We start from the raw sequence: 20752 nt of genomic DNA, 5'->3' as shown, positions 1-20752 counted from the left end.
GTGACGGGGCACGGGGGCGCTGAGGCCGGGACGGGTGCCCGGCGCGACCTGCGCGCGCTGCCCAAGGCCCACCTGCACCTGCACTTCACCGGCTCGATGCGGCACGCGACGCTGCTCGAGCTGGCCGCCCGCGACGGCGTACACCTGCCCGACGCCCTGGTCGAGGACTGGCCGCCGACGCTGTCGGCGGCCGACGAGAAGGGCTGGTTCCGCTTCCAGCGGCTCTACGACGTCGCCCGCTCCGTGCTGCGCACGCCTGACGACGTACGCCGCCTGGTGCGGGAGGCCGCGGAGGACGACGTCGCCGACGGCTCGCGCTGGTTGGAGATCCAGGTGGACCCCAGCGGCTACGCAACCCTCTTCGGGGGGATCACCGCGTTCACCGACCTGGTGCTCGACGCCGTGCGCGAGGCCTCGCAGGCCACCGGGCTCGGCATGGCGCTCGTGATCGCCGCCAACCGCACGCGGCATCCCCTCGACGCGCGGGCGCTGGCCCGGCTGGCCGCGCAGTACGCCGACCGCGGGGTCGTCGGCTTCGGGCTGTCCAACGACGAGCGCCGGGGCACGACCACGGAGTTCGCCCCGGCCTTCCGGATCGCCGAGCGGGCCGGTCTGCTGCTGGTGCCGCACGGCGGGGAGCTGCGCGGCCCCGAGCACGCCCGCGTCTGTGTCGAGACGCTCGGCGCGGGGCGGCTGGGGCACGGCGTACGCCTCGCGGAGGACCCGGCGCTGCTCGACGACGTCGTACGCCGTGGGGTGGCGCTGGAGGTGTGCCCGACGTCCAACGTGTCGCTGGGGGTCTACTCCGACCTGACGTCGGTGCCGCTCCCGACACTGCTGGCGGCCGGCGCGACCATCGCGCTCGGCGCCGACGACCCGCTGCTGTTCGGCTCGCGGCTGGCCGCGCAGTACGCCACGATGCGCGCCGCCCACGACCTCGACGACGCGACGCTGGCGCACCTCGCGCGCAGCTCGTTCCTCGCTTCCCGCGCCCCCGACGACGTCAAGCAGCGCGCGCTCGCCGACATCGACGCCTGGCTCGCTGCGGCTCCCTAGAGGGAGCAGCCGACGAGCACCGGCTCGGGGTGCAGCGTGATGCCGAAGCGCTGCTGCACGCCGGAGCGGATCTCGGCGGCCAGGGCGAGCAGGTCGCCGGTCGTGGCGTGGCCGCGGTTGGTGAGCGCGAGCGTGTGCTTGGTCGACAGGGTCGCGGGGCCATCGCCGTGGCCCGGGGCGAAGCCGGCGTGCTGGATGAGCCAGGCGGCGCTGGTCTTGACGGTCCCGTCGGGCTGGGCGAAGCGGGGGGCGCCCTCGGGGAGCCGCGCCGCCTCGTCGGCGCCGAGCAGCGGGTTGGTGAAGAACGAGCCGGCGCTCCAGGTGTCGTGGTCGGCGGCGTCGAGGACCATCCCCTTGCCGGCGCGCAGCCGCCGCACCGCCGCGGCCACGTCGGCGGCCGGGGCGCGCTGCCCCACCTCGACCCCCAGCGCGCGGGCGAGCTCGGCGTACGCGACCGGGGCGCCCAGGCTGCCCGGGCGGAGCTGGAAGGTGACGGTCAGGACGACGTAGCGACTGCCGCTGCCGTCGCCGTACCGCTCGGTCTTGAACCGGCTGGTGCGGTAGCCGAACCCGCAGTCGGCCGCGGCGAACGTGCGCACGACGGCGCTCTCGCGGTCCCAGACCCGGACCGCGGCGATCGTCTGGGCGACCTCCTGTCCGTAGGCGCCGACGTTCTGGATCGGGGTCGCACCGACCGCTCCGGGGATGCCGGTGAGCGCCTCGACGCCGACCCAGCCGCTGGCGACGGCGCCGGCGACGAAGGCGTCCCACCCCTCCCCCGCCGCGACCTCGACGCGCTCGCCGTCGGGGTGGACGCCGCGCGTGGCGACCTCCACGACCGTGCCGTCGAAGCCGGCGTCGGCCACGACGACGTTGCTCCCCCCACCGAGCACGAGAACCGGCTCACCGGCGCCATCGCAGTCGCGCACCGTGGCGAGCAGCTCCTCGGTCGTCTCGGCCCGCACCCAGCGGCGTGCGGGACCACCCAGGCGCAAGGTGGTGTGGTCGCGCAGGGCGACCGGTCCGGGGACCTCAGGCACGGACGACCGCCGTCGGGCGACCGAGCACCTTGGCGCCGCCCGACGTCACCTCGAGCGCGAGCGTCACGCGGTCTCCGTCGACCTTCTGGACCGTCGCGGCCACGGTCACCTCGACGCCGGTGTCGTCGTCGGGGACCTGGACCGGAGAGGTGAACTTGGCGCCGAGCTCGAGGACCTCGGCGTGGTCGGTCCAGTCGGCGACCGCGCGGGCGGCGAGGGCTTGGGTGAGCATGCCGTGGGCGATCACGCCGGGCAGGCCGACGGCGGCGGCGACGCGGTCGGACCAGTGGATCGGGTTGAAGTCGCCGCTGGCGCCGGCGTAGCGGACCAGGTCGGCGCGGGTGATCGTGTAGGTGTGCGCGGGCAGCTGTGCGCCCGCCTCCCAGCCGCTCATGCGTCGGCCCCGCGGTGGACGAGGGTGGCCGCCGCGGTGCAGACCAGTGCGCCGTCGGCGTCGTGGATCTCGCTGCGGGTGCCGATGATGTCGTTGCCGCCGATCTGGCGCAGCGACGCGATGGTCAGCTGCGCGGTGAGCACGTCGTCGACGACGACGGGACGCTCGTAGGCGAAGCGCTGCTCGCCGTGGACGATGCGGGCGAGCTCGACCTGCTCGGCGGCGAGGAAGTCGTTCATCGCGGCGAACGCCAGGACGATGGGGAACGTCGCCGGCACCTGGGTGACGGGGCCGGCCGGACCGTCGTACGCCGTGCCCACCGCGGTCGCGAACTCTCGGACCTTCTCGGCGCTGACACGGTAGGGAGCGGTCGGCGGATAGCTGCGTCCGACCAGATCGGGGCCCAGGCTCATGGGTGTCAATCTAGTCTCGACAAGCTCGACCACCGAAAAGCCGCAGGGCGGCCACCCCCGATGGGGTGACCGCCCTGACTGCGAGTGCGCGCTTCGCTCAGCGGGTCTCGCGGTGGTCGGTGTGCGTCCGGCACCGCGGGCAGAACTTCTTCATCTCCATGCGGTCCGGGTCGTTGCGCCGGTTCTTCTTGGTGATGTAGTTCCGCTCCTTGCACTCGACGCACGCAAGGGTGATCTTCGGGCGGACGTCAGAGCTCTTGCTGGCCACGGTGCTGCCTCGTTTTCGTCGTCGTCGTGGTGCGTGGTGGCGGCAGAGGACCTGCCGCACACAAGAGTAGCGGGGGCGGGTATCGAACCCGCGACCTCACGATTATGAGTCGTGCGCTCTAACCGTCTGAGCTACCCCGCCACCGGGACGGAGCGGCTCACCCAACCGGGCGAGAACCCCTACCCCAGAGCCCCTTTACGGAATCGAACCGTAGACCTTCTCCTTACCATGGAGACGCTCTGCCGACTGAGCTAAAGGGGCAACAGCCGAGAAGAATACACACGCCCCCACCGGAGCGGAAATCGAGGGCCCCCCGCGTGGAATGACGCTCGTCACGCCGTGATCCGGCGGAACGGACGAGCCTCCTCGACGGCGTACGCGAGCTCCAGAAGCGTGCGGTCCGCGCCCTTCGGTCCGGCCAGCTGGATGCCCACCGGCAGCCCCTCGGAGTCCTGTCCGAACGGCAGGGAGAGGGCCGGCTCGCCGGTGGCGTTCTGCAGCGGCGTGAAGCTCACCCAGTCGGTGAGGCGGGCGATGATCGTCTCGTAGTCCTCGGTCGGCGAGAGGTGCCCCAGCCGGGGCGTCGTGTGGGCGAGCACGGGGCTCAGGACGACGTCGAGGTGCTCACGCTCGTAGAACCGCGCCGCGACCCGGGTACTGGCCCGCAGCCGGGCGATCGCCAACGGCAGCCGGTGCAGGCGCCGTCGTGACGCGCGCGCCAGTCCGCGGGTGAGGTTGTCGGTGAGGGCGGTGTCGAAGGAGGCGTCGAGCATCCGCTTGCCGCCGGCGGTCATCGCCAGCGCCAGGGAGCCCCAGTAGAGGACGAAGTCCTCCTCGAAGTACGCCGGCACGGGCGGTATCACCTCGCGGACGTCGTGCCCCAGGTCGGCGAGCATCGCCGCCGCCTCCCGCACGACGCGCTCCGTGGTCTCGTCGGTCGTCCGGAACGGGGAGTTCACGACCAGCCCGACGCGCAACCGGCGCCGGACGGGACCCTCGACGTGGCCGAGCGGGGAGAGGTGGAGGTTGCGGTACTCCCGCTCGGCGGCGGCGAGGAACGCGGCGGTGTCGCGCACCGAGCGCGTGACCACACCCTCGTGGACGATGCCGACGGGCATCGACCGGGTCAGCTTGTCCGCGCGCAGGCGCCCGCGCGTGGGCTTGAGGCCGACCAGACCGCAGACTGCGGCCGGGATGCGGATCGAGCCGCCGCCGTCGTTGGCGTGGGCGATGGGTACGACGCCCGCCGCGACGAACGCCGCCGAGCCGGCCGACGACGCGCCCGAGGAGTGGCTGGTCGACCACGGGTTGCGGACGGGGTCGCCGGAGGGGTACTCCGCGCTCGCGGAGAAGCCGAACTCCGAGAGCCGGCTCTTGCCGAGCGGGACCAGGCCGGTGCCGAGGAGCTGCTCGGTGAAGTCGCCGTGCGCCGCGGCCGGACGGGAGGTGAACGCGCCGGTGCCGTGCTGCGTCGGCCACCCCGCGACATCGACGTTGTCCTTCACCAGCGTGGGGATCCCGTGCAGCAACGTGCCCGCCAACGAGGAGACGACGCCACGAGCCTCGGCGCGGGCGCGGTTGAAGTCGGCGTACGCCAGTCCGTTGAGCACCGGCTGTACGCGCTCGGCGCGGGCGATGGCGGCCTCGACCAGCTCGATCGGCGCCACCTCGCGGGTCGCGAGCCGGGCGACCAACCCGACGGCGTCGTCGTCGCCGAGGGCGTCGTCGGTGAAGGCGTGGATCGTGCGCGGGAGGGAGCCGGGACCGGGCTGCGTCGACATGGCCCCGCAGCGTAGTGGCCCGGGGCTACTCACGGGTCACGTCGGTCAGCCATCGGTCAGGCCAGGCCGAACCAGGGCAGCATCAACGGCATCAGCAGCGAGGTGGTCAGCGCGGTCAGCGCCATCGCCAGGCTGCCGTAGGCGCCCTCGACCGGGTGGCCCCCGAGGATCCGGGCGAGACCGATGCCGTGAGACGAGGTGCCGACGGCGAGCCCACGGGCGCGGGGGTCGCGGATCGCCAGCCGGTCGAGGACCCACGGACCGAACAACGCGCCCAGCACACCGGTGAGGATCGTCAGCACCGCGGTGATCGCGGGCATCCCGCCGTACGTCTCGATGAGGGACAGTGCGACCGGCGTGGTGGCCGACTTCGGCGCCATGCTCAGCTCGAGCGCCTCGTCTCCCCCGAGCAGCCGCACGATGCCGACCGCTGCGGCCAGCGCCGCCGCCGACCCGAGAACCACCGCGCCGGGCACGGCGAGAGCGGCCGAGCGGAGGGTGGAGAGCTGGCGGTAGAGGGGTACGGCGAGCGCGACGGTGGCGGGCCCGAGGAGGAAGTGGATGAGCGAGCCGCCGACGAAGTAGTCGGCGTAGTCGACGTCGAAGGCCAGCAGGATGGCGCCGATCACCGTGATCGAGACGATGACCGGCTGCAGGATCGCCGGCTTGCCCGTGCGCTCCCACACCGTCCGGCTGGCGACGTAGACCCCGAGGGTCAGCGTGAGGCCGAAGAGGACGGTGCTGGTGAACGGCTCGCTCATCGGGCCCGCCACCGGTCGACGAGCATCGCCTGCAGGCGCAGCAGTACGGCGGCGACGACGCCGGTCACGACGATCCCGACGGCCCAGGCGCCGACGAGGCCACCGATCAACGGCACCGGGGCGTCGCGGAAGATCGCCGCGGCCGTGATGATGCCGACGCCGACCGGCACGAACAGCAGCTGGAGGTGGGTCAGCAGACCGTCGGCGGCCTGCAACACCGGCGACTTCTCGTCGGGACGCCGCAGCGCCAGCAGGGCCAGGAGGATCAGCATCCCCGCCACCGGACCCGGCAGCGGGGCGCCGGTCAGGCGGACCAGGGTCTCCCCGCCGAGCTGGCACAGCAGCAGCGCGAGGAGTCCGATCAGCACGCGCCGATCATGCCTGACCCGTCAGCGACGTACGCGCACCGCCTTGGTCCGCACCCGGGTGAGCCGGTGCTGGGGCGTCTTCACGCTGACGCGCACCGACAGCTTCCGCCCGCGGTCGGCGGGGCGCACCCGATAGACCTTGCGTGCGCCCACCTTCCCCTTGATCGGGGCGTTGCCGCGGAACCAGCGGAAGGCGATCGCCCGCGGCTTGGTCGACCAGCGACCCGTCGTGACGCGGACCTTCCGTCCGACGCGGGGGACGCCCTTGATCACCGGGCGCTGCTTCAGGACGAGCTTCTTCTTGGTCGCCGGGGGCGGCGTCGGCGACGGCTTGGTCCCTGACTGCAGGCCCGCGGGCGACCAGTGCGGCTGGGAGCCGCCGGGGGCGATGCTGCGGTTGACGTTGCTCTCACAGGTACTGCCCTCGGTGATGACGGTCAGTCCGCCGGTCTCGGCGGCCACGACCGAGCGATTGTCCGGCCCCCAGCTCGGGGAGGCGAGGTTCGCGTCCTCGTTGGTGGTGCACAGGTAGGTCGGGTCGGGGACCGCGCCGGGTGCGCCGGTGCGCACGTTGCCGTTGACGGCTGCGAGGAACAGCCTGGTCTCGTCGCCGTACCCGCGCAGGACCGCGAGCCGGCTGCCGTCGCGCGAGACCGCGGCGTCGTCGAGGTCCTCGCCCACGACGCCCTCGGGGACGACGTCCTCGTCGTCGAACCAGTGCACGGGGCTCTGCCCGAGCTCGTGCAGCATCACCTGGAACTGGTAGCCACCGTGGAGCATGAGCCGCTTGTTCGTCACCCACGACGGGTTGCGGAAGCTGCTGACCGCGGTGGGCGCGGTCGCCCGCGAGGACGCGGTGACACCGGAGGCGGTGCGGACGCCGCAGCCCAGGCCCGCGGGGCACGTATAGGCGGTGAAGGCGTAGGCGATCCGGCTCCCGTCAGGGGAGATCGCGACCGTCATCGGGGGGCCGTCGATGTTCTGCCCCGCCGAGTTCTTCAGGGGCTGGGGGTCGAAGCGGCGCACGACGGTGCCGTTCTGCCGCAGCTGGACGATCTCGTCGCCGAGACCGACCGCGATGACGCCCGCGTCCGACATGGACGGGGACCGGTACGGCGTCGACGACGTCCCGTCCCGGGTGACGCGGCGCATGCCGGTGCCGTCCGGTCGGACCAGCCACACGTCGTGGTCCTTGACGAACACGATCGTGCCGCCGGGGCCGGCCGCGTGCGCGACCTCGGGCACAGCCATCTGGGTCCCGACCGACGTCAGCAGACCGACCACCATCGCGAGTACGGCGGCTGCTGCCACCCGTGCAGATCGCATCGAGCTCCCCCTCTTCGGCCGGCGTCCGGCCGCCGACCACGGATGCGAGGAGCCTCGCCCGTCGCGCACCCCCGCGGCATCGTCTCCGAGGACGAACCGTCTCGTCCTGCAGGAGGAGCAGTTCGGCCGTTCGGCTGTGGTCAGGCGCCCGGACGCCTAGCATCCGGAGGATGGGCGGTGGGGGTCGCCGGATCACTCTCGGTGTGAGCGTCGCGGGGGCAGGCTGGGCAGCCGTCGCGCTGGTCGGTGAACCCGTGACCGGGTGGGCCGTACCCCTCCTCTTCGCCGCCGGGGTGCTGACGATGCTGCGGCTGCCGGTGACCGGCGCGCTGGTGGTGGTCGCCACCCAGGCCTGGGGCATGGCTGCCGGCATCCCGCACGACAATCCCTCCGGTCTCGTCGCGGGGCTGGGGGCTATGGCGCTGCTCGGGTTGCACGGCGTCCGTCCGGTGCGTGCGCTCGTCCCCGTCACGCTGAGCGCCGTCGTCGTCATCGCGACCGACCTCTCGGCCGCCCAGGAGACCGTCGGCGTCCCGTTGTTCGCCGCGGCGTACTTCTTCGGCGCCGGCGCGCGACGCCATCACGACCGGCTCGAGGAGGCGCGCGCCCGCGTCGCGCGGCTGGAGGCCGAGGAGATCACCACGCGGGCGGAGCGGATCGTGTTGGCCGAGCGGCACCGGCTCGCGGCCTCGTCCGCCGCCCTGGTCCGCGCCGCGACGATCGAGATGCAGGAGCTCGCGCGCACGGCGCGCCAGAGCCTCGCCCCGGCGACCATCCGGCTGCTGCGCGAGCGCGGGGTCGACGCGGTCGACGAGCTGCGGGTGCTCCTGCAGATGCTGCGCCGTCCCGGACCGGCGCGCACCGCGCCGCCGGCCGCCCCCGCCGTACGCCCGGTGCTGCCGGCGTGGACGACGGGCGTGGCGATCGCCGCCAGCCTGGCGCTGGTCGTGCTGGTCGAGTGGTGGACGACCCCGGGCGCCGTCCTGGCCTGGCCGTTGTTCGTGCTGTGCGGCGCCGCCGCGCTACGCCGGCGCCCGGTGATCGCGTGTGCCGTGGCGACGTGCGCTCTCGGGGGGCTGGCCTGGGTCGGCTACTCGCAAGCGATCAACGTGCCGGTCGCCGCGGCCACCGCGTTGTTGACGTCAGAGGTGCTCACGCGTCCGACCCGGGTGCGCGGTGTGGCGCTGGCCGGCACCGTCGTCACGGCTCTGGGCGTGGCCAGCGCCTGGCCGGGCGGGTCGGCGGCCATCCTCGCCAACGTGCTGGCGTTGACCGCCGTGGGCACGGTGACGTGGCGCATCCTCGACCGGAGGTACGCCGCGATCTCGGAGCGCTCCGAGCGCTACGCCAACCACCTCGCCGAGGTCGTCGCGGCCGCCGTCGCCGAGGAGCGAGTGGCGGTCGCGCGGGACCTGCACGACGTCACCAGCCGTGCGCTCGGCGTGATGGTCCTCCACGCCTCGTCCGCCGCCGTGGCCCGGGACGACGCCGCCGCGCGCCTCGCACTGGACGTGGTGGTGCAGGCCGGGGACGACGCGCTGACCGAGCTGGCGCGGCTGCAGACCGCGCTGGGCCCGGCGGTCGCCGACCAGGACCTCGCCACTCGTCTCCACGACCTGGTCGCGACGATGCGGCGGGCAGGCCTGCGGATCGAGCTGCAGGCACCGGCCGCGCCGGTGAGTGCCGCGACCGCCGACGTCGCCTACCGCGTGGTCAGCGAGGCGCTGACCAACGTCGTGCGGCACGCACCCGGCGCGGGCGTCCGGGTGAGGCTCACGCAGGAGGACGAGCGGCTGCAGGTGCGGGTGCGCAACGACGGCGTACGTCGCCGGCACGGTCAGCCCGGCACGGGCCATGGCCTGCTCGGGCTGCAGGAGCAGGTGGCGCGGTGCGCCGGACAGCTGCGCTACCGACACCTGCCCGACGGCGGGTTCGAGGTGGAGGCCCGGCTGGCCGAGCCGCGGACCCACCTGGGAGCTCCGACATGATTCGGGTCGTCATCGCCGACGACCAGCCGCTGATCCGGGCGGGGCTGCGCGCGGTCCTCGAGAGCGACCCCGAGGTGGAGGTGGTGGCCGAGGCCGGCGACGGCGCGGAGGCGGCCGCCCGGGCCCGCGAGCACGAGGCCGACGTGGTCCTGATGGACGTCCAGATGCCCGGCACCGATGGGCTGGTCGGCACCCGGATGGCGATCACCGCGCGACCGACGGCCCGTGTCCTCGTGCTGACGATGTTCGACCTCGACGAGAACGTCCTCGCAGCGTTGCGCGCCGGGGCGAGCGGGTTCCTGCTGAAGTCGACGGACCCGCGGGAGCTCCTGCACGCGATCCGTGCGGTGCACCGCGGCGACCTGTTGTTCGCCCCGAGCATCACGCGCCGGTTGGTGGAGAGCTTCCTCGGCTCCCACCGCAGGCCCGGTGGGGAGCAGTCTGCGCTGGGCCGACTCACCCCACGGGAGCGTGAGGTCTTCGAGCTGATGGCCCGGGGGGCGTCGAACGCCGAGATCGCGGATGCGCTCTTCCTCAGCGGGACCACGGTGAAGTCGCACGTCGCCCGGGTGCTCGACAAGCTCGACCTGCGCGACCGCGTGCAGGCGGTCGTGCTCGGCTATGAGCTGGGGGTCGTGGTGCCCGGCGACCTCAGCTCAGGAGCGTGAGCGCATCCGACCGTTGGGCAGCGGCGGGGCGGGAAGCGGGTCGTTGCCGCGCTCGTCGGGGACGATCGTGAACTGGTCGGGGTCGGTGACGTCGGCCTCGTCGCGCCCGATCGCGGCGTGGTAGTTCGCCCGGTAGGCCGCGACCTCGTCGTGGTCGCGGCCGATGAAGTTCCACCACATGACGATGCGCTCCCCCAGCGGGACGCCGCCGAGCAGGATCAGCCGGGCGTCCGCGGTGGCCTCGATGCGCAGCCGGTCGGCGCCGGGTGGGTGGTAGCCGAGCTCGTCACGCGTCACCTCGCTGCCGTCGACCAGGACGGTGCCGGTGTCGAGCAGCACGCCGTGCTCGTGGCGCGGGTCGACGTCGAGCTCCAGCGTGGTGCCGGCGGCGAGCTCCAGCTCGGCGCCGAGGAGCGAGGTGAAGGTGTGGGCCGGCGAGGTGTCGCCCAGCAGGGAGCCGATGAAGACGCGCGCGGTCCAGCCGGGACCGGTGACCGGCTCAGGTGCGTAGCGCTCGTAGCCAGGCTCGACGAACCGCTCGGCGTCCGGCAGGGCGACCCAGAGCTGGACGCCGTGCAGGACGGTGGTGTCGTCGGTGGTGTATTCAGTGTGGGTGATGGCCCGTCCGGCGGTCATCAGGCTGAGAACGCCGGGCGGGATGTGGCCGCGCCCACCGGTGCTGTCGGCATGGGTGATGGTGCCGGTGAAGAGCCAGCTCACGGTCTGCAGGCCGGTGTGGGGGTGCGGCGGGAGCATCATCCCGCCGGTGACCGCGACGTCGTCGGGTCCGTAGTGGTCCACGAAGCACCAGGCGCCGATGAACGACCGCCGGCGCTGCGGCAGGGTCCGTCGTACGGTCATCGCCCGGGGTCCGCCGAGGGGCACCTTGCGCGGCTCGAGGATCTCCCAGTCGGATGCGGTCATGCCGCCATCGTGGCCCACCGGTCCCAGGAGCGGTAGGCCTCAGTCCGGCCAGACCCCCGACGTGCCGCGTCGGTGGCTGTCGAGCAGGTGGGTGTCGACGATCCCGACCGCCTCCATGAGGGCGAACATCGTCGTCGGGCCGACATGGGCGAACCCGCGGCGCTTGAGCTCCTTGGCGAGCGCGTGGGACTCCGGGGAGGTCGTGGGGACTTCGTCGTAGGTGCGCGGGCGGGGCGTCTCGGCCGGCTGGAACGACCAGATGAGGTCCGCCAACCCGCCGTCGTCGCGCAGGGCGATCGTGGCGCGCGCGTTCTGGATCGTGGCCTCGATCTTGCGGTGGTTGCGCACGATCCGGGCGTCGGCCATGAGCCGGGCGACGTCGCGGTGGTCGTACGCCGCGACGGTGTCGGGGTCGAAGTCGGCGAAGGCGTCCCGGAAGCTGCGGCGCTTGCGCAGGATGGTCGCCCACGAGAGACCGGACTGGAACACCTCGAGGCTGAGCCGCTCGAACAACCCGCGCTCGTCACGGACGGGCATGCCCCACTCGGTGTCGTAGTAGGTGCGCATGAGGTCGTCGTTGGCCGCCCACGGCGGGCGTCGCAGGCCGTCGTCACCGAGCACCGTCACGTTGCAGATCCTCCCCCATGGGATCCAGCCCGGCGTGCGCGAGCTGGAGTCGCGCGAGCGCGAGGACGACGTCGCCGTCACCGCGTCGCCAGCCGGCCGCGGCGTCGGGCACCTGGGCTGCCACGACGTGCGGGGGCAGCGAGGTGAGTGCGCGCAGCCCGAGCAGGTCGATCCCGAGCTGACCGCTCTGGGCGACCTGGTGGGTGCGCCGGGCGGTCAGCGCGAACCGGACACGGCTCGGCACGTACTGCACGAGGACCGGGACGACGAGCACCAGCGCCAGGGCGACAGCGAGCCACGCACCGACAGCCTCGGTCGTCTCGGCGCTGCGCAGCGCTGAAGCACCCACCCCGGCGGAGGCTTCCGCCGCACGGTCGAGGGGAGACCGGACCCCGTCCCCCACCAGCGGTATCCCGCCGAGGAAGTCACCCGCGTCGTCGAGACCGGCAGACAGACGGGACGTGGCTCCGTCCGCCTCGCGGACACGATCGGCGAGCGTGCCGAAGCGGTCGCGCACGGAGACAGCGAGCCAGACCGCCACCACCACCCAGGCAAGCACCAGGAGGTCACCGGCCACCTGGGTGGTACGGCGGCTCGAGGCGCTGGCGTAGCAGAAACGCAACCAGGACATGGGGATCGTCTGCCCGGTAGCGGCAGCGCACGAACCCGCGACCACCGGCCTCCGCGCTCCCCGGCCGGGTGGCATGATCGACGGCGTGCCTTCTGAGTTCTCCTCCGGTGTCGTCGGTCTCGCGGGACGGGTGCCCGCCACCGATCCCCGCCCCCTGCTCAGCAGCGCGCTGACCCTGGCTGGGACTTCCCTGCCGCTGACCGGTCGGGCCCGCATCTATACGTGCGGCATCACGCCGTACGACGTGACCCACCTCGGGCACGCCGCGACGTTCGTGTGGTCCGACCTGCTCGCGTCGGTGGTGCGGGCGACGGGTGTGGAGCCCGAGGTGTGCCGCAACGTCACCGACGTCGACGACGTGCTGACTGCCGCGGCGTCGGGGCACGGGCGGCCGTACGACGAGTTCGCGCTGTCGCAGGAGTTCCTCTTCGAGCGCGACATGCGCGCGCTGGGGGTGGCCCGTCCCGCGCACGCCCCGCACGCCCGCGGTCATGTGCGCGACGTCGCCCAGCTGGCGGCGGCGCTGCTGCGCGCGGGGGCGGCGTACGAGACGGAGGGGACGGTGTGGTTCCGCGGCGAGGACGTGGCGGCGGCCTCCGGTCTCGCGGAGCACGAGGCACTGGCACTGCTGCGCGAGTTCGGCGAGGAGCCGGGAGCCGCGGGCAGCCAGTCGCCGTTCGACGTCCCCGTCTGGCGGCCGTCGGCCGCCGAGCACCCGGCCTGGCCGAGCCCGTGGGGCTGGGGCCGTCCGGGGTGGCACGCGGAGTGCGCGGCGATGGGTTGGTCGACCTTCGGGGCCGGCATCGACGTGCTCGCTGGCGGGGCCGACCTGGAGTTCCCCCACCACGCCTACCAGGTGGCGATGGTCGAAGCCGCAAGCGGCACGACGCCGTACGCCCGGGCGCAGTTCCGGGTCGGCTCGGTGTTGCTCGACGGCGCGAAGATGGCGAAGTCCACGGGCAACCTGGTGCTCGTCTCCGACCTGCTCGAGGACCACACCGGTGGCGCGATCCGGATGATGCTGCTGCATCGTCCGTGGTCGCAGGCGTGGGAGTTCACCCCTCACCTGCTGGTCGAGGCCGAGGAGCGGTTGGGGCGGCTGTACGCCGCCGCCGGCCGACCTGGCCGCGCGGAGGACGTCGCGCCGGTCTTGGAGGCGTTGCTCGACGACCTGGACGTCGTCCGCGCCTGCGCGCTGGCCGAGGAGATCGGTGGGCCGGCCGCGCGCACCCTGCTGTCGGTGCTGCGCGTGGACCAGACCTCGCGCTAGCGCCCACGCCCGGGCGCCGGGTGCCCTAGATTCCGGGCATGAGTGATCAGACCCCCTCCTTCGACCTCACCGACGACCACCGCGAGCTGCAGGCGTGGCTGCACCAGTTCGCCGCCGACGTCATCCGCCCCGCCGCATCCGAGTGGGACGAGCGCGAGGACTTCCCGTGGCCGGTGGTCGAAGAGGCGGCGAAGGCGGGGATCTACTCCGTCGACTTCTTCGCCACGCAGAGCTTCGACGCGACGGGCCTCGGGTTGCCGGTCGCGATGGAGGAGCTGTTCTGGGGTGACGCGGGCATCGGGTTGGCGATCGTCGGTACGGCGCTCGCTGCCGCCGCGGTCAGCTCCAACGGCACGCCCGAGCAGGTCGGCGAGTGGGTTCCGGCGATGTTCGGTGAGCCGGGTGACCTGAAGCTGGGTGCGTTCTGCTCCTCGGAGCCCGACGCCGGCTCCGACGTCGGCAGCATGCGGACGCGCGCGCGGTACGACGAGGCCACCGACGAGTGGGTGCTCAACGGCACCAAGACGTGGGCGACCAACGGGGGTCTGGCCGACGTGCACGTGGTCACTGCCGTCGTCGACCCCGACCTGCGCGCTCGCGGGCAGGCGAGCTTCGTCGTACCGCCCGGCACCGCCGGCTTGTCGCAGGGGCAGAAGTTCCACAAGCACGGGATCCGCGCCAGCCACACCGCCGAGGTCGTCCTCGACAACGTGCGGGTGCCCGGGCGCTGTCTGCTCGGCGGCAAGGAGAAGCTCGACGCCCGGTTGGCCCGCGCGCGCGAAGGCGCGGGCAGCCGCGGGAACGCGAGCATGGCGACCTTCGAGCGCACCCGCCCCGCCGTCGGCGCGCAGGCGATCGGCATCGCGCGGGCGGCGTACGAGGTGGCGCTGGACTACGCGAAGACCCGCGAGCAGTTCGGTCGACCGATCATCGAGAACCAGGCCATCGCCTTCGCTCTGGCCGACATGAAGACCAGCATCGACGCCTCCCGCCTGTTGGTGCACCGCGCCGCGTGGATGGCAGCGAACGGTCGCAAGTTCGACGCCGCTGAGGGGTCGATGTCGAAGCTCTTCGCCGGGGAGACGGCGGTCAAGGTCACCACGCAAGCCATGCAGATCCTGGGCGGCAATGGCTTCACGCGCGAGTACCCGGTCGAGCGGTGGTCGCGCGACGCCAAGATCTACACGGTCTTCGAGGGCACGTCGGAGATCCAGCGGTTGGTCATCGCGCGGGCCATCTCAGGCATGACGATCCGCTGACGACGCTAGTGCGGGAGACCGAGGTGCGTCGCGGGTGGCGGACGCCGGTGTACGTCGCGCTCGCCGTGCTCGTCCTCGTAGCTGCCGCTGTGGGGTTCCTCGCGGGGCGGCAGTCGCGGGTGATCACCGAGACGGTCGAGTGTTCCTCCGCGGTCCGCGTCATTCAGTGCACGCTGGAGGACGGATGGACCGTCTCGGTCCCGCTGCGCGTGGGCTGGAGCGACAACTTCGGTACGTCGCACCCAGGTCAACGCCCGGAGTGCCTGCCCCCGAGCGGAATCGGACTCGAGGGGCCGGTGGAGATCACGTGGACCGAGGTGGAGGTTGACGGCCGGGGTTGGCGCCAGGTGCTCTGGGTTGGCTGCTGACGGTGTCCGGGCATGCCGGTGCGCCCGCGCGGGGTCTCGTTGGTCGAGCTGCTCATTGCTGGTCGAGCTTGTCGAGACCGCGCGGGCGACGGGGCGGGATCGCTAGGTCGGTGGGTCGGTGCCGCCGGGTCCGGCGTAGCTGATCAGGAAGTCGTGCAGGTAGATCTCGATGGCTGACGTGTTCGTGGTCGATCGAGCGAAGCGATGTCCTGAGCTTGTCGAAGGGTCGAGATCTAGCGGATCGGCTTCGTCGCCGTCTCGAACGGGTCGTCCCCACCGGTCCCACCACTCATAGCTGCCGTCGGTTCGGCGTTGGTAGGTCCAGCCCATGTGGGTCTTGAGCCGGTGGTGGCTGCGACATAACGGCGCCAGATTGCCGAGGTGGGTCTGTCCGGGTGGCCCGCCCTCCTCGAGTGGGACGTAGGGCTCGATGTGGTCGGCGTCGCAGGCTCTGGCGGTGGTGGTGCAACCGGGGAACACGCAGACCTCATCGCGCAGGATCATCGCCTCGCGCATCCACTGTGGCGGGTCGTGCTGATCGACGGCTCGGTCGGTGTTGGTGTCGATCACCGGCCGGACGCTGATCTTGCCGGAGCCGACACCGCCGGGGCGCGTGAGCCACTCGCTGAGCCGGGTCAGGGTGATCGGACCCAGCTTCTCGATGCTCGCCCCGTGGTCGACCCCGGCGCTGGTCATGGTCGCGAGATCACTCAGTGAGCAGTGGACGTAGACGTTCGCGACCCGGCTCGTCGTCCCCGACGCCTTCGACTTCGTGGCTGTCCCGCACTGGTCCGGGAGCGTGCCGTTGAGGAAGTCCATCGCCAGCTGTGGGTCGAGCAGCGTCCCGACCGCCTTGGCGCGGCGGGCCTGGTGGTTGTCGGTGTCGCCGGCGGCCTTCAGCCCTGCGGCGATGGTGTCGAGGGTCTGGTCGAGCAGTTCGGCGTCGGGTGCGTCGAGGGTCATGTGCACCCCACGCAGCAGGCCTTGGCAGGTGTCGGGGTCGAGCCAGACCCCGCGGCCGTCTTGGCGGCGCTGCTCCCGCTGCGCGAACAACGCGGTGTCGAACTTCTTGATCGCCTCATCGACGAGCTGCGGGGCGGCGTTGTTGGGCTTGCGCTTCTGCAACCGATGCGTCAGCTGCGCATCCACCCACGACGCTGCTTGCAGCGACAGCTGCCTGGTCTCCTTGGCCACGGCCCGCACGCGCCAGGCCTCGGTCTTGCCCTCGACCATCTGTTGCCACAGGCGCGGAAGGCGGTGGGCGATCTCGATCGCATCCCCCAGCAACTGGCGCGCGGACTGCAACGGGATCCGGAGGTGGCCGGACAGCTCACCGGCGGCGTACTCACTCAGGATCGGTGCGCCCTCGCCCGCCAGGGCGACCATGCGCTCGGGGTCGTGACGAAACGCTTTCGTGGCCTTCGCCAACGTGCCGGCTTCGTACAGGCCCGCGAGGTGGTTGGCGATGAGCAGGTCGTCGACATCGAGGCGGTCACGCGTGGCGCGGTTCGAGCGCAGCGTTTCCCAGGCTTCGGCCTTGCCGAAGTTCTCCAGGTCGCCTCGATCGAGCATGGTCACAGTCTCCCAGGGCCCACCGACATTGATGATGGACACGGACCTGATCGCCGTGCCTCTGCCACCGACTGTCGCCCTGCTGGGTTGACCATCAATTGGTCTGGCCGGTGGTCAGGTCTCCCGCTCGCCGGCCGGGCGGACATGACCTAATAAGAGCCTGGCAAGCGCCTCATCAATGTCCTGTCTGCTCGCCCGACCGGCGTCGACCCATCCGATTCGACACGGAAGGCATTGCCATCATGACAGCGACCGCCCTGCATCCCAGAGTCATCGCCGGCGTGGACACCCACGCTGACACCATCCACGTCGCCGCCATCGACCCGCTCGGTCGCGACCTGGGCGATGCCGAGTTCGCCACCACCCCGGACGGCTACCGCGACGCGATCGCATTCCTGAGGTCCTTCGGGGAGCCGGAGGTGATCGGGATCGAGGGAACCAGTTCCTACGGCGCCGGGATCACCAGAGCCACCGCTGCTACCGGGATAGAGGTCGTCGAGGTAATCCGCCCCGAACGCTCGGTGCGACGGCTGCAGGGCAAGTCTGACCCCATCGACGCCTACCAAGCCGCCCGAGCCGCACTGTCGGGACGGGCCCAAGCGGCACCCAAGAGCGAGGACACCGAGGCGTTGCGCGCGGTCCACAACGCCCGCCGCTCGGCAGTCAAAGCGCGCACCGCGGCGATGAACCAGATCCACCACATGCTCATCACCGCACCCACCGCAGTGCGTGAGAAATACCGCCCGCTGAAAGAGAAAGCGCTGGTCACCGCGCTCGCGACTTGCCGACCCACCGCCTCGAAGGACCCCACTACAAGCGCAGTGCTCAGTGCGTTGCGGATGCTGGCCAAACGCCACCAGTTCCTCACCGCCCAGGCCGACGACCTCGAAGACCAGCTCCGCGAACTGGTCACAGCAGCCAACCCACACCTGCTATCGCTGCACGGTGTTGGAGCGAACAGCGCTGCACAGCTGCTCATCACCGCCGGCGGCAACCCCGAACGTCTTCGTAGCGAAGCCGCCTTCGCCGCGCTCTGCGGCACCGCCCCGGTCCCGGCCTCCTCGGGCAAAACCACCCGTCACCGCCTCTCCCGCGGCGGCGACCGCGCCGCCAACTGCGCGCTGCATACCATCGCGCTGGTCCGGATGTCCTCCGATCCCCGCACCCGCGCCTACGTCGCCGCGCAACGCAACAAGAGTCGACCCGACGCCGAGATCTTGCGCATGCTCAAACGCGCCATCGCCCGCGAGGTCTTCAAGTCCCTCACCCGCGGCCTGACCGCACCCGATCTCGCCGACCTCCGTTCCGCTCGACAGGCCAAGAACATCACCCTCACCGCCGCAGCCAAGGCAATGGACACCTACATCACCAAGATCGTCCGCACCGAGCTCGGCACCTACCCCGACTACCAACTCGCCGGCCGCTACCGCGAATGGCTCAAAGCCGCTTGACACAGATAGGAGCATCACTCGCCGGTCGTGAAGGTTCGTCGAGTGCCCCGAACGAAGTAAGGGGTATATCGAGACGGGCGTGGTTGACAGCGACAGTCCCGGTCGTGGTCTCGATACACCGGTCTCGGCTAGCGCCTCACCCGGCACTCGACCACCGACATGACGGCACGCACCGGTGGCGCCGGTGCGGTCGTGATCGTGGTGGTTGAGCATGCTCAGATCATCCCAGCGAGGACCGACAGTCCCGGGTCGTCCTGGTTCGTCGAGTGCCGCGAACGAAGCGAGGGGTGTATCGAGACGACCGTGGTTGACAGGGAAAGTCCCGGTTGTGGTCTCGATACACCGGTCTCGGCTAGCGCCTCGCCCGGCACTCGACCACCAACACCAGCCCTGCGCTCGGCTGGCGCCTCGCCCGGCACTCGGCCAGCCCCATGACGGCGCGCACCGTGAAGGTTCGTCGAGTGCCGCGAACGAAGTGAGGGGCGTATCGAGACGGCCGTGGTTGACAACGAAAGCCGCGATGCTGCCCTTCCTACGAACCTGCCAGCACGCGTGCGGTGGCGAAGCCCAGGACGATGGCGGCGAGACCCAGCACGAGATGGACGCCCACGACGACTGCTGCCTGTCGGTAAGCACGCTCCTCCAGGAGCTGCACCGTCGCCAGGCTGAAGGTGCTGTAGGTGGTGAACGTGCCGCAAAGCCCGATCTGCAACGCGTCAGCGACATCGAGGCCCAGGAGAATCCCCAGAAACAGAGTCCCGATCAGGTTCACCGCAACGGTCCCCCACGGCATCCCCGTGGTGTGCCTCGCCTGCACCGCACGATCGAGCAGGTATCGCGCCGGGGCGCCGACGGCGGCACCGAGGCACACCCAGACCAGCTCGCTCATCGCAGCACCCGCCGCGCACCGAGCATGCCGATGACCGTGGCCGCGAGTGCCACGACCACGGTGCCCACCCAGTACGTCATCGCCAGCCACGGCCGACCGTCCTGCAGCAACTGCAGTGTCTCCCCGGCAACCGCCGAGAAGGTCGTGAACCCGCCCAGCACGCCGACGGCGAGGAAGGCACGCGCGAGCTCGGAGCCGCCGCGGTTGTCGAGCAAGACGACGAGCGCGCCAAGCATCAGGCAACCGGTGGCGTTGACCGCCATCGTCGGCCACGGGAACCCCTCAACGGCGGGTGAAGCCAGGGCAATGCCGTAGCGCGCCAGCGCCCCCAGCACACCTCCGACCGTCACGACGAGGAGCACGACGCCCAGAGGCGGGGTCTCGACTTCGCTCGACCGCCCTCTCATGTCGATCGACCCGTCATCGCGCCGCGATCCGCAGCCGGCACCAGCGTCCCCCCACTCCCACCACGAGTACGGCGATCCCTACCGCGAGCGCCGCGGCGGGCAGGGTCACGACAAGCACGACGCAACCGAGCAGGCCGAAGACCTGCAGCCCCCGAGGCCAGCGCCGGTGGGGCGGGGCCTGGCGGAGCGCCCCGAGGTTGGCGACGAAGTAGTAGGTCAGCACGCCGAACGACGAGAACCCGACCGCTTCGCGAAGGTCCACCGTGAGCACCAGCAGGCAGACCACGACCGCGAGGACCACCTCGGCACGATGCGGCACCCGGTGTCGCGGATGCACCGCCGCCAGCCACCCGGGCAGGTCCCGCTCGCGAGCCATTGCCAGGGACGTGCGTCCGATCCCGGCGATCAGCGCCAGCAACGCACCGAGTGACGCGGCCGCGGCACCGACCCGTACCACCGGACCGGCCCACTCCCAGTCGCTGAGCGCGACGGCGTCCGTCAACGGCGCGGCGGACGCCGCCGTACCTCCTGCGCCGAGCACGGCCAGCAACGCGACCGCGACGACGGCGTACACCGCCACCGCTACCGCCAGCGCACCCACCACCGCGCGGGGGATCGTCCGCGCCGGATCCCGCACCTCCTCCCCGAGGGTGGCGATCCGGGCATAGCCGGCGAAGGCGAAGAAGAGCAACCCCGCCGCCTGGAGGACGCCGTACGACCCGCCCACCGCGTCGGCCCCCGGTGGAACGCCCGACCAGTCCGGGTCGCCCCCGACCAGGAGTGCCAGCACCGTGGCTCCGAGCGCGAGCAGCACGACCGCGACGATGACCCGGGTCAGCCTCGCGGTCCGGGAGATCCCCCGGTAGTTGACCCCGGCGAGCACGACGACGGCGGCGACTGCAGCCGCGCGTTCCCACCCGGCTGGGGCGACGTAGGCACCGAAGGTCAACGCCATCGCCGCACACGAGGCGGTCTTGCCGATCACGAACCCCCACCCGGCGACGAAGCCCCACCACGGTCCGAGCTCCTCGCGGCCGTAGAGGTAGGCACCGCCGGCGGACGGATGTTGCGCGGCCAGTTGCGCGGTCGAGGTGGCGTTGGCGTAGGCGACGGCAGCGGCGATCGCGAGGCCGATCAGCAGTGCACTCCCGGCCGCTTGCGCGGCGGGCGCGAACGCGACGAACACGCCTGCGCCGACCATCGATCCGACGCCGATGACGATCGCGTCACCGGTCCCCAGCCGGCGCGCGAGGCGGTCGTGCCCGGGCTGGACGGCGCTCACACCGCCGAG

22 protein-coding genes and 2 tRNA genes are annotated in these 20752 nt (G+C 71.9%); 7 read left to right on the top strand and 17 right to left on the bottom strand.

Features of this window, described 5'->3' with window-relative positions; translation table 11 throughout:
• Positions 1-1056: an adenosine deaminase gene (locus J2S59_RS08825; protein WP_068123582.1), complete on the top strand. Its 1056-nt coding sequence runs from the start codon at positions 1-3 to the stop codon at positions 1054-1056.
• Here the strand turns inward: J2S59_RS08825 and J2S59_RS08820 are convergent.
• The 10 genes from J2S59_RS08820 to J2S59_RS08775 all read right to left on the bottom strand — a co-directional run bounded on the left by J2S59_RS08820 (position 1053) and on the right by J2S59_RS08775 (position 7407).
• Complete coding sequence (locus J2S59_RS08820; RefSeq protein WP_068123585.1) at positions 1053-2096, bottom strand: UDP-N-acetylmuramate dehydrogenase; 1044 nt, start codon at positions 2094-2096, stop codon at positions 1053-1055. The genes J2S59_RS08825 and J2S59_RS08820 overlap by 4 nt on opposite strands.
• Complete coding sequence (locus J2S59_RS08815) at positions 2089-2490, bottom strand: MaoC/PaaZ C-terminal domain-containing protein (protein ID WP_068123586.1); 402 nt, start codon at positions 2488-2490, stop codon at positions 2089-2091. The genes J2S59_RS08820 and J2S59_RS08815 overlap by 8 nt, the downstream gene beginning before the upstream one ends.
• Positions 2487-2903, bottom strand: a complete 417-nt coding sequence (locus J2S59_RS08810) for an FAS1-like dehydratase domain-containing protein (RefSeq protein WP_068123588.1) — start codon at positions 2901-2903, stop codon at positions 2487-2489. Before J2S59_RS08810 ends, J2S59_RS08815 begins: the two co-directional genes overlap by 4 nt.
• Positions 2904-3000: 97 nt before the next feature.
• Positions 3001-3171, bottom strand: coding sequence for a 50S ribosomal protein L33 (gene rpmG / locus J2S59_RS08805; RefSeq protein WP_068123591.1), 171 nt, complete (start codon positions 3169-3171; stop codon positions 3001-3003).
• Between the two features lie 67 nt (positions 3172-3238).
• A tRNA-Met gene (locus tag J2S59_RS08800) sits at positions 3239-3312 on the bottom strand.
• Between the two features lie 47 nt (positions 3313-3359).
• A tRNA-Thr gene (locus tag J2S59_RS08795) sits at positions 3360-3432 on the bottom strand.
• A 71-nt stretch (positions 3433-3503) separates the two neighbouring features.
• The gene (locus J2S59_RS08790; RefSeq protein WP_068123597.1) at positions 3504-4952 is read right to left on the bottom strand and encodes an amidase; all 1449 of its coding nucleotides are present in this window, start codon (positions 4950-4952) and stop codon (positions 3504-3506) included.
• 56 nt (positions 4953-5008) lie between these two features.
• Entirely contained in the window at positions 5009-5713 is a 705-nt protein-coding gene (locus tag J2S59_RS08785) for an LrgB family protein (protein ID WP_068123614.1), read from the bottom strand.
• Entirely contained in the window at positions 5710-6081 is a 372-nt protein-coding gene (locus tag J2S59_RS08780) for a CidA/LrgA family protein (protein ID WP_068123599.1), read from the bottom strand. Before J2S59_RS08780 ends, J2S59_RS08785 begins: the two co-directional genes overlap by 4 nt.
• A 21-nt stretch (positions 6082-6102) precedes the next feature.
• Positions 6103-7407, bottom strand: coding sequence for a TolB-like translocation protein (locus J2S59_RS08775; protein WP_181642460.1), 1305 nt, complete (start codon positions 7405-7407; stop codon positions 6103-6105).
• Between the two features lie 203 nt (positions 7408-7610).
• Between J2S59_RS08775 and J2S59_RS08770 the strand changes: the two genes are divergently transcribed.
• A complete protein-coding gene (locus tag J2S59_RS08770) occupies positions 7611-9395 on the top strand; it encodes a sensor histidine kinase (RefSeq protein WP_068123603.1) in 1785 nt (594 codons plus the stop codon).
• Positions 9392-10063: a response regulator gene (locus J2S59_RS08765; RefSeq protein WP_068123606.1), complete on the top strand. Its 672-nt coding sequence runs from the start codon at positions 9392-9394 to the stop codon at positions 10061-10063. Before J2S59_RS08770 ends, J2S59_RS08765 begins: the two co-directional genes overlap by 4 nt.
• Here the strand turns inward: J2S59_RS08765 and J2S59_RS08760 are convergent.
• The 3 genes from J2S59_RS08760 to J2S59_RS08750 are packed head-to-tail and all read right to left on the bottom strand — an operon-like array spanning position 10052 to position 12245.
• Positions 10052-10987: a pirin family protein gene (locus tag J2S59_RS08760; RefSeq protein ID WP_306825019.1), complete on the bottom strand. Its 936-nt coding sequence runs from the start codon at positions 10985-10987 to the stop codon at positions 10052-10054. The two genes, J2S59_RS08765 and J2S59_RS08760, sit on opposite strands and share 12 nt — an antisense overlap.
• 39 nt (positions 10988-11026) lie before the next feature.
• On the bottom strand, positions 11027-11614 hold the full coding sequence (locus J2S59_RS08755; protein WP_281366726.1) for a DNA-3-methyladenine glycosylase I: 588 nt from the start codon (positions 11612-11614) through the stop codon (positions 11027-11029).
• On the bottom strand, positions 11598-12245 hold the full coding sequence (locus J2S59_RS08750) for a hypothetical protein (protein WP_068120389.1): 648 nt from the start codon (positions 12243-12245) through the stop codon (positions 11598-11600). Before J2S59_RS08750 ends, J2S59_RS08755 begins: the two co-directional genes overlap by 17 nt.
• 85 nt (positions 12246-12330) lie before the next feature.
• On the opposite strand from J2S59_RS08750, the gene J2S59_RS08745 reads away from it, so the two are divergent.
• The 3 genes from J2S59_RS08745 to J2S59_RS08735 are packed head-to-tail and all read left to right on the top strand — an operon-like array spanning position 12331 to position 15142.
• Positions 12331-13515 (top strand): cysteine--tRNA ligase, encoded by a 1185-nt coding sequence (locus J2S59_RS08745; RefSeq protein ID WP_246360288.1) that lies wholly within the window; start codon positions 12331-12333, stop codon positions 13513-13515.
• 38 nt (positions 13516-13553) lie between these two features.
• Positions 13554-14774: an acyl-CoA dehydrogenase family protein gene (locus J2S59_RS08740; RefSeq protein ID WP_306825018.1), complete on the top strand. Its 1221-nt coding sequence runs from the start codon at positions 13554-13556 to the stop codon at positions 14772-14774.
• An 8-nt stretch (positions 14775-14782) separates the two neighbouring features.
• Positions 14783-15142: a hypothetical protein gene (locus J2S59_RS08735; RefSeq protein WP_068122324.1), complete on the top strand. Its 360-nt coding sequence runs from the start codon at positions 14783-14785 to the stop codon at positions 15140-15142.
• 102 nt (positions 15143-15244) lie between these two features.
• On the opposite strand, the gene J2S59_RS08730 is transcribed toward J2S59_RS08735, so the two are convergent.
• Positions 15245-16714 (bottom strand): HNH endonuclease signature motif containing protein, encoded by a 1470-nt coding sequence (locus J2S59_RS08730; protein WP_306825017.1) that lies wholly within the window; start codon positions 16712-16714, stop codon positions 15245-15247.
• Between the two features lie 242 nt (positions 16715-16956).
• Here J2S59_RS08730 and J2S59_RS08725 point away from each other — a divergent pair, with 242 nt between their 5' ends.
• A complete protein-coding gene (locus J2S59_RS08725) occupies positions 16957-18165 on the top strand; it encodes an IS110 family RNA-guided transposase (RefSeq protein ID WP_306825016.1) in 1209 nt (402 codons plus the stop codon).
• Positions 18166-18697: 532 nt separating this feature from the next.
• Here J2S59_RS08725 and J2S59_RS08720 read toward each other — a convergent pair.
• From J2S59_RS08720 to J2S59_RS08710, 3 genes are all read right to left on the bottom strand, one after another.
• Positions 18698-19054 (bottom strand): fluoride efflux transporter FluC, encoded by a 357-nt coding sequence (locus J2S59_RS08720; protein ID WP_068123049.1) that lies wholly within the window; start codon positions 19052-19054, stop codon positions 18698-18700.
• Positions 19051-19404, bottom strand: a complete 354-nt coding sequence (locus tag J2S59_RS08715; protein WP_181642397.1) for a fluoride efflux transporter FluC — start codon at positions 19402-19404, stop codon at positions 19051-19053. The genes J2S59_RS08720 and J2S59_RS08715 overlap by 4 nt, the downstream gene beginning before the upstream one ends.
• Positions 19405-19474: 70 nt before the next feature.
• Positions 19475-20743 (bottom strand): APC family permease, encoded by a 1269-nt coding sequence (locus J2S59_RS08710; RefSeq protein ID WP_068123055.1) that lies wholly within the window; start codon positions 20741-20743, stop codon positions 19475-19477.
• Between the last annotated feature and the right edge of the window lie 9 nt (positions 20744-20752).

This window comes from Nocardioides massiliensis (assembly GCF_030811215.1).
Lineage (GTDB): Bacteria > Actinomycetota > Actinomycetes > Propionibacteriales > Nocardioidaceae > Nocardioides_A > Nocardioides_A massiliensis.
This window is presented reverse-complemented; position numbering and strand designations above follow the sequence as displayed.

Bases quoted from the DNA above. Each gene is read 5' to 3' on its own strand.
- J2S59_RS08775 (WP_181642460.1), bottom strand. From the start codon at position 7,407: ATGCGATCTGCACGGGTGGCAGCAGCCGCCGTACTCGCGATGGTGGTC.
- J2S59_RS08760 (WP_306825019.1), bottom strand. From the start codon at position 10,987: ATGACCGCATCCGACTGGGAGATCCTCGAGCCGCGCAAGGTGCCCCTC.
- J2S59_RS08720 (WP_068123049.1), bottom strand. From the start codon at position 19,054: ATGAGCGAGCTGGTCTGGGTGTGCCTCGGTGCCGCCGTCGGCGCCCCG.
- J2S59_RS08765 (WP_068123606.1), top strand. From the start codon at position 9,392: ATGATTCGGGTCGTCATCGCCGACGACCAGCCGCTGATCCGGGCGGGG.
- J2S59_RS08750 (WP_068120389.1), bottom strand. From the start codon at position 12,245: ATGTCCTGGTTGCGTTTCTGCTACGCCAGCGCCTCGAGCCGCCGTACC.
- J2S59_RS08815 (WP_068123586.1), bottom strand. From the start codon at position 2,490: ATGAGCGGCTGGGAGGCGGGCGCACAGCTGCCCGCGCACACCTACACG.
- J2S59_RS08725 (WP_306825016.1), top strand. From the start codon at position 16,957: ATGACAGCGACCGCCCTGCATCCCAGAGTCATCGCCGGCGTGGACACC.
- J2S59_RS08740 (WP_306825018.1), top strand. From the start codon at position 13,554: ATGAGTGATCAGACCCCCTCCTTCGACCTCACCGACGACCACCGCGAG.
- J2S59_RS08730 (WP_306825017.1), bottom strand. From the start codon at position 16,714: ATGCTCGATCGAGGCGACCTGGAGAACTTCGGCAAGGCCGAAGCCTGG.
- J2S59_RS08810 (WP_068123588.1), bottom strand. From the start codon at position 2,903: ATGAGCCTGGGCCCCGATCTGGTCGGACGCAGCTATCCGCCGACCGCT.
- J2S59_RS08785 (WP_068123614.1), bottom strand. From the start codon at position 5,713: ATGAGCGAGCCGTTCACCAGCACCGTCCTCTTCGGCCTCACGCTGACC.
- J2S59_RS08790 (WP_068123597.1), bottom strand. From the start codon at position 4,952: ATGTCGACGCAGCCCGGTCCCGGCTCCCTCCCGCGCACGATCCACGCC.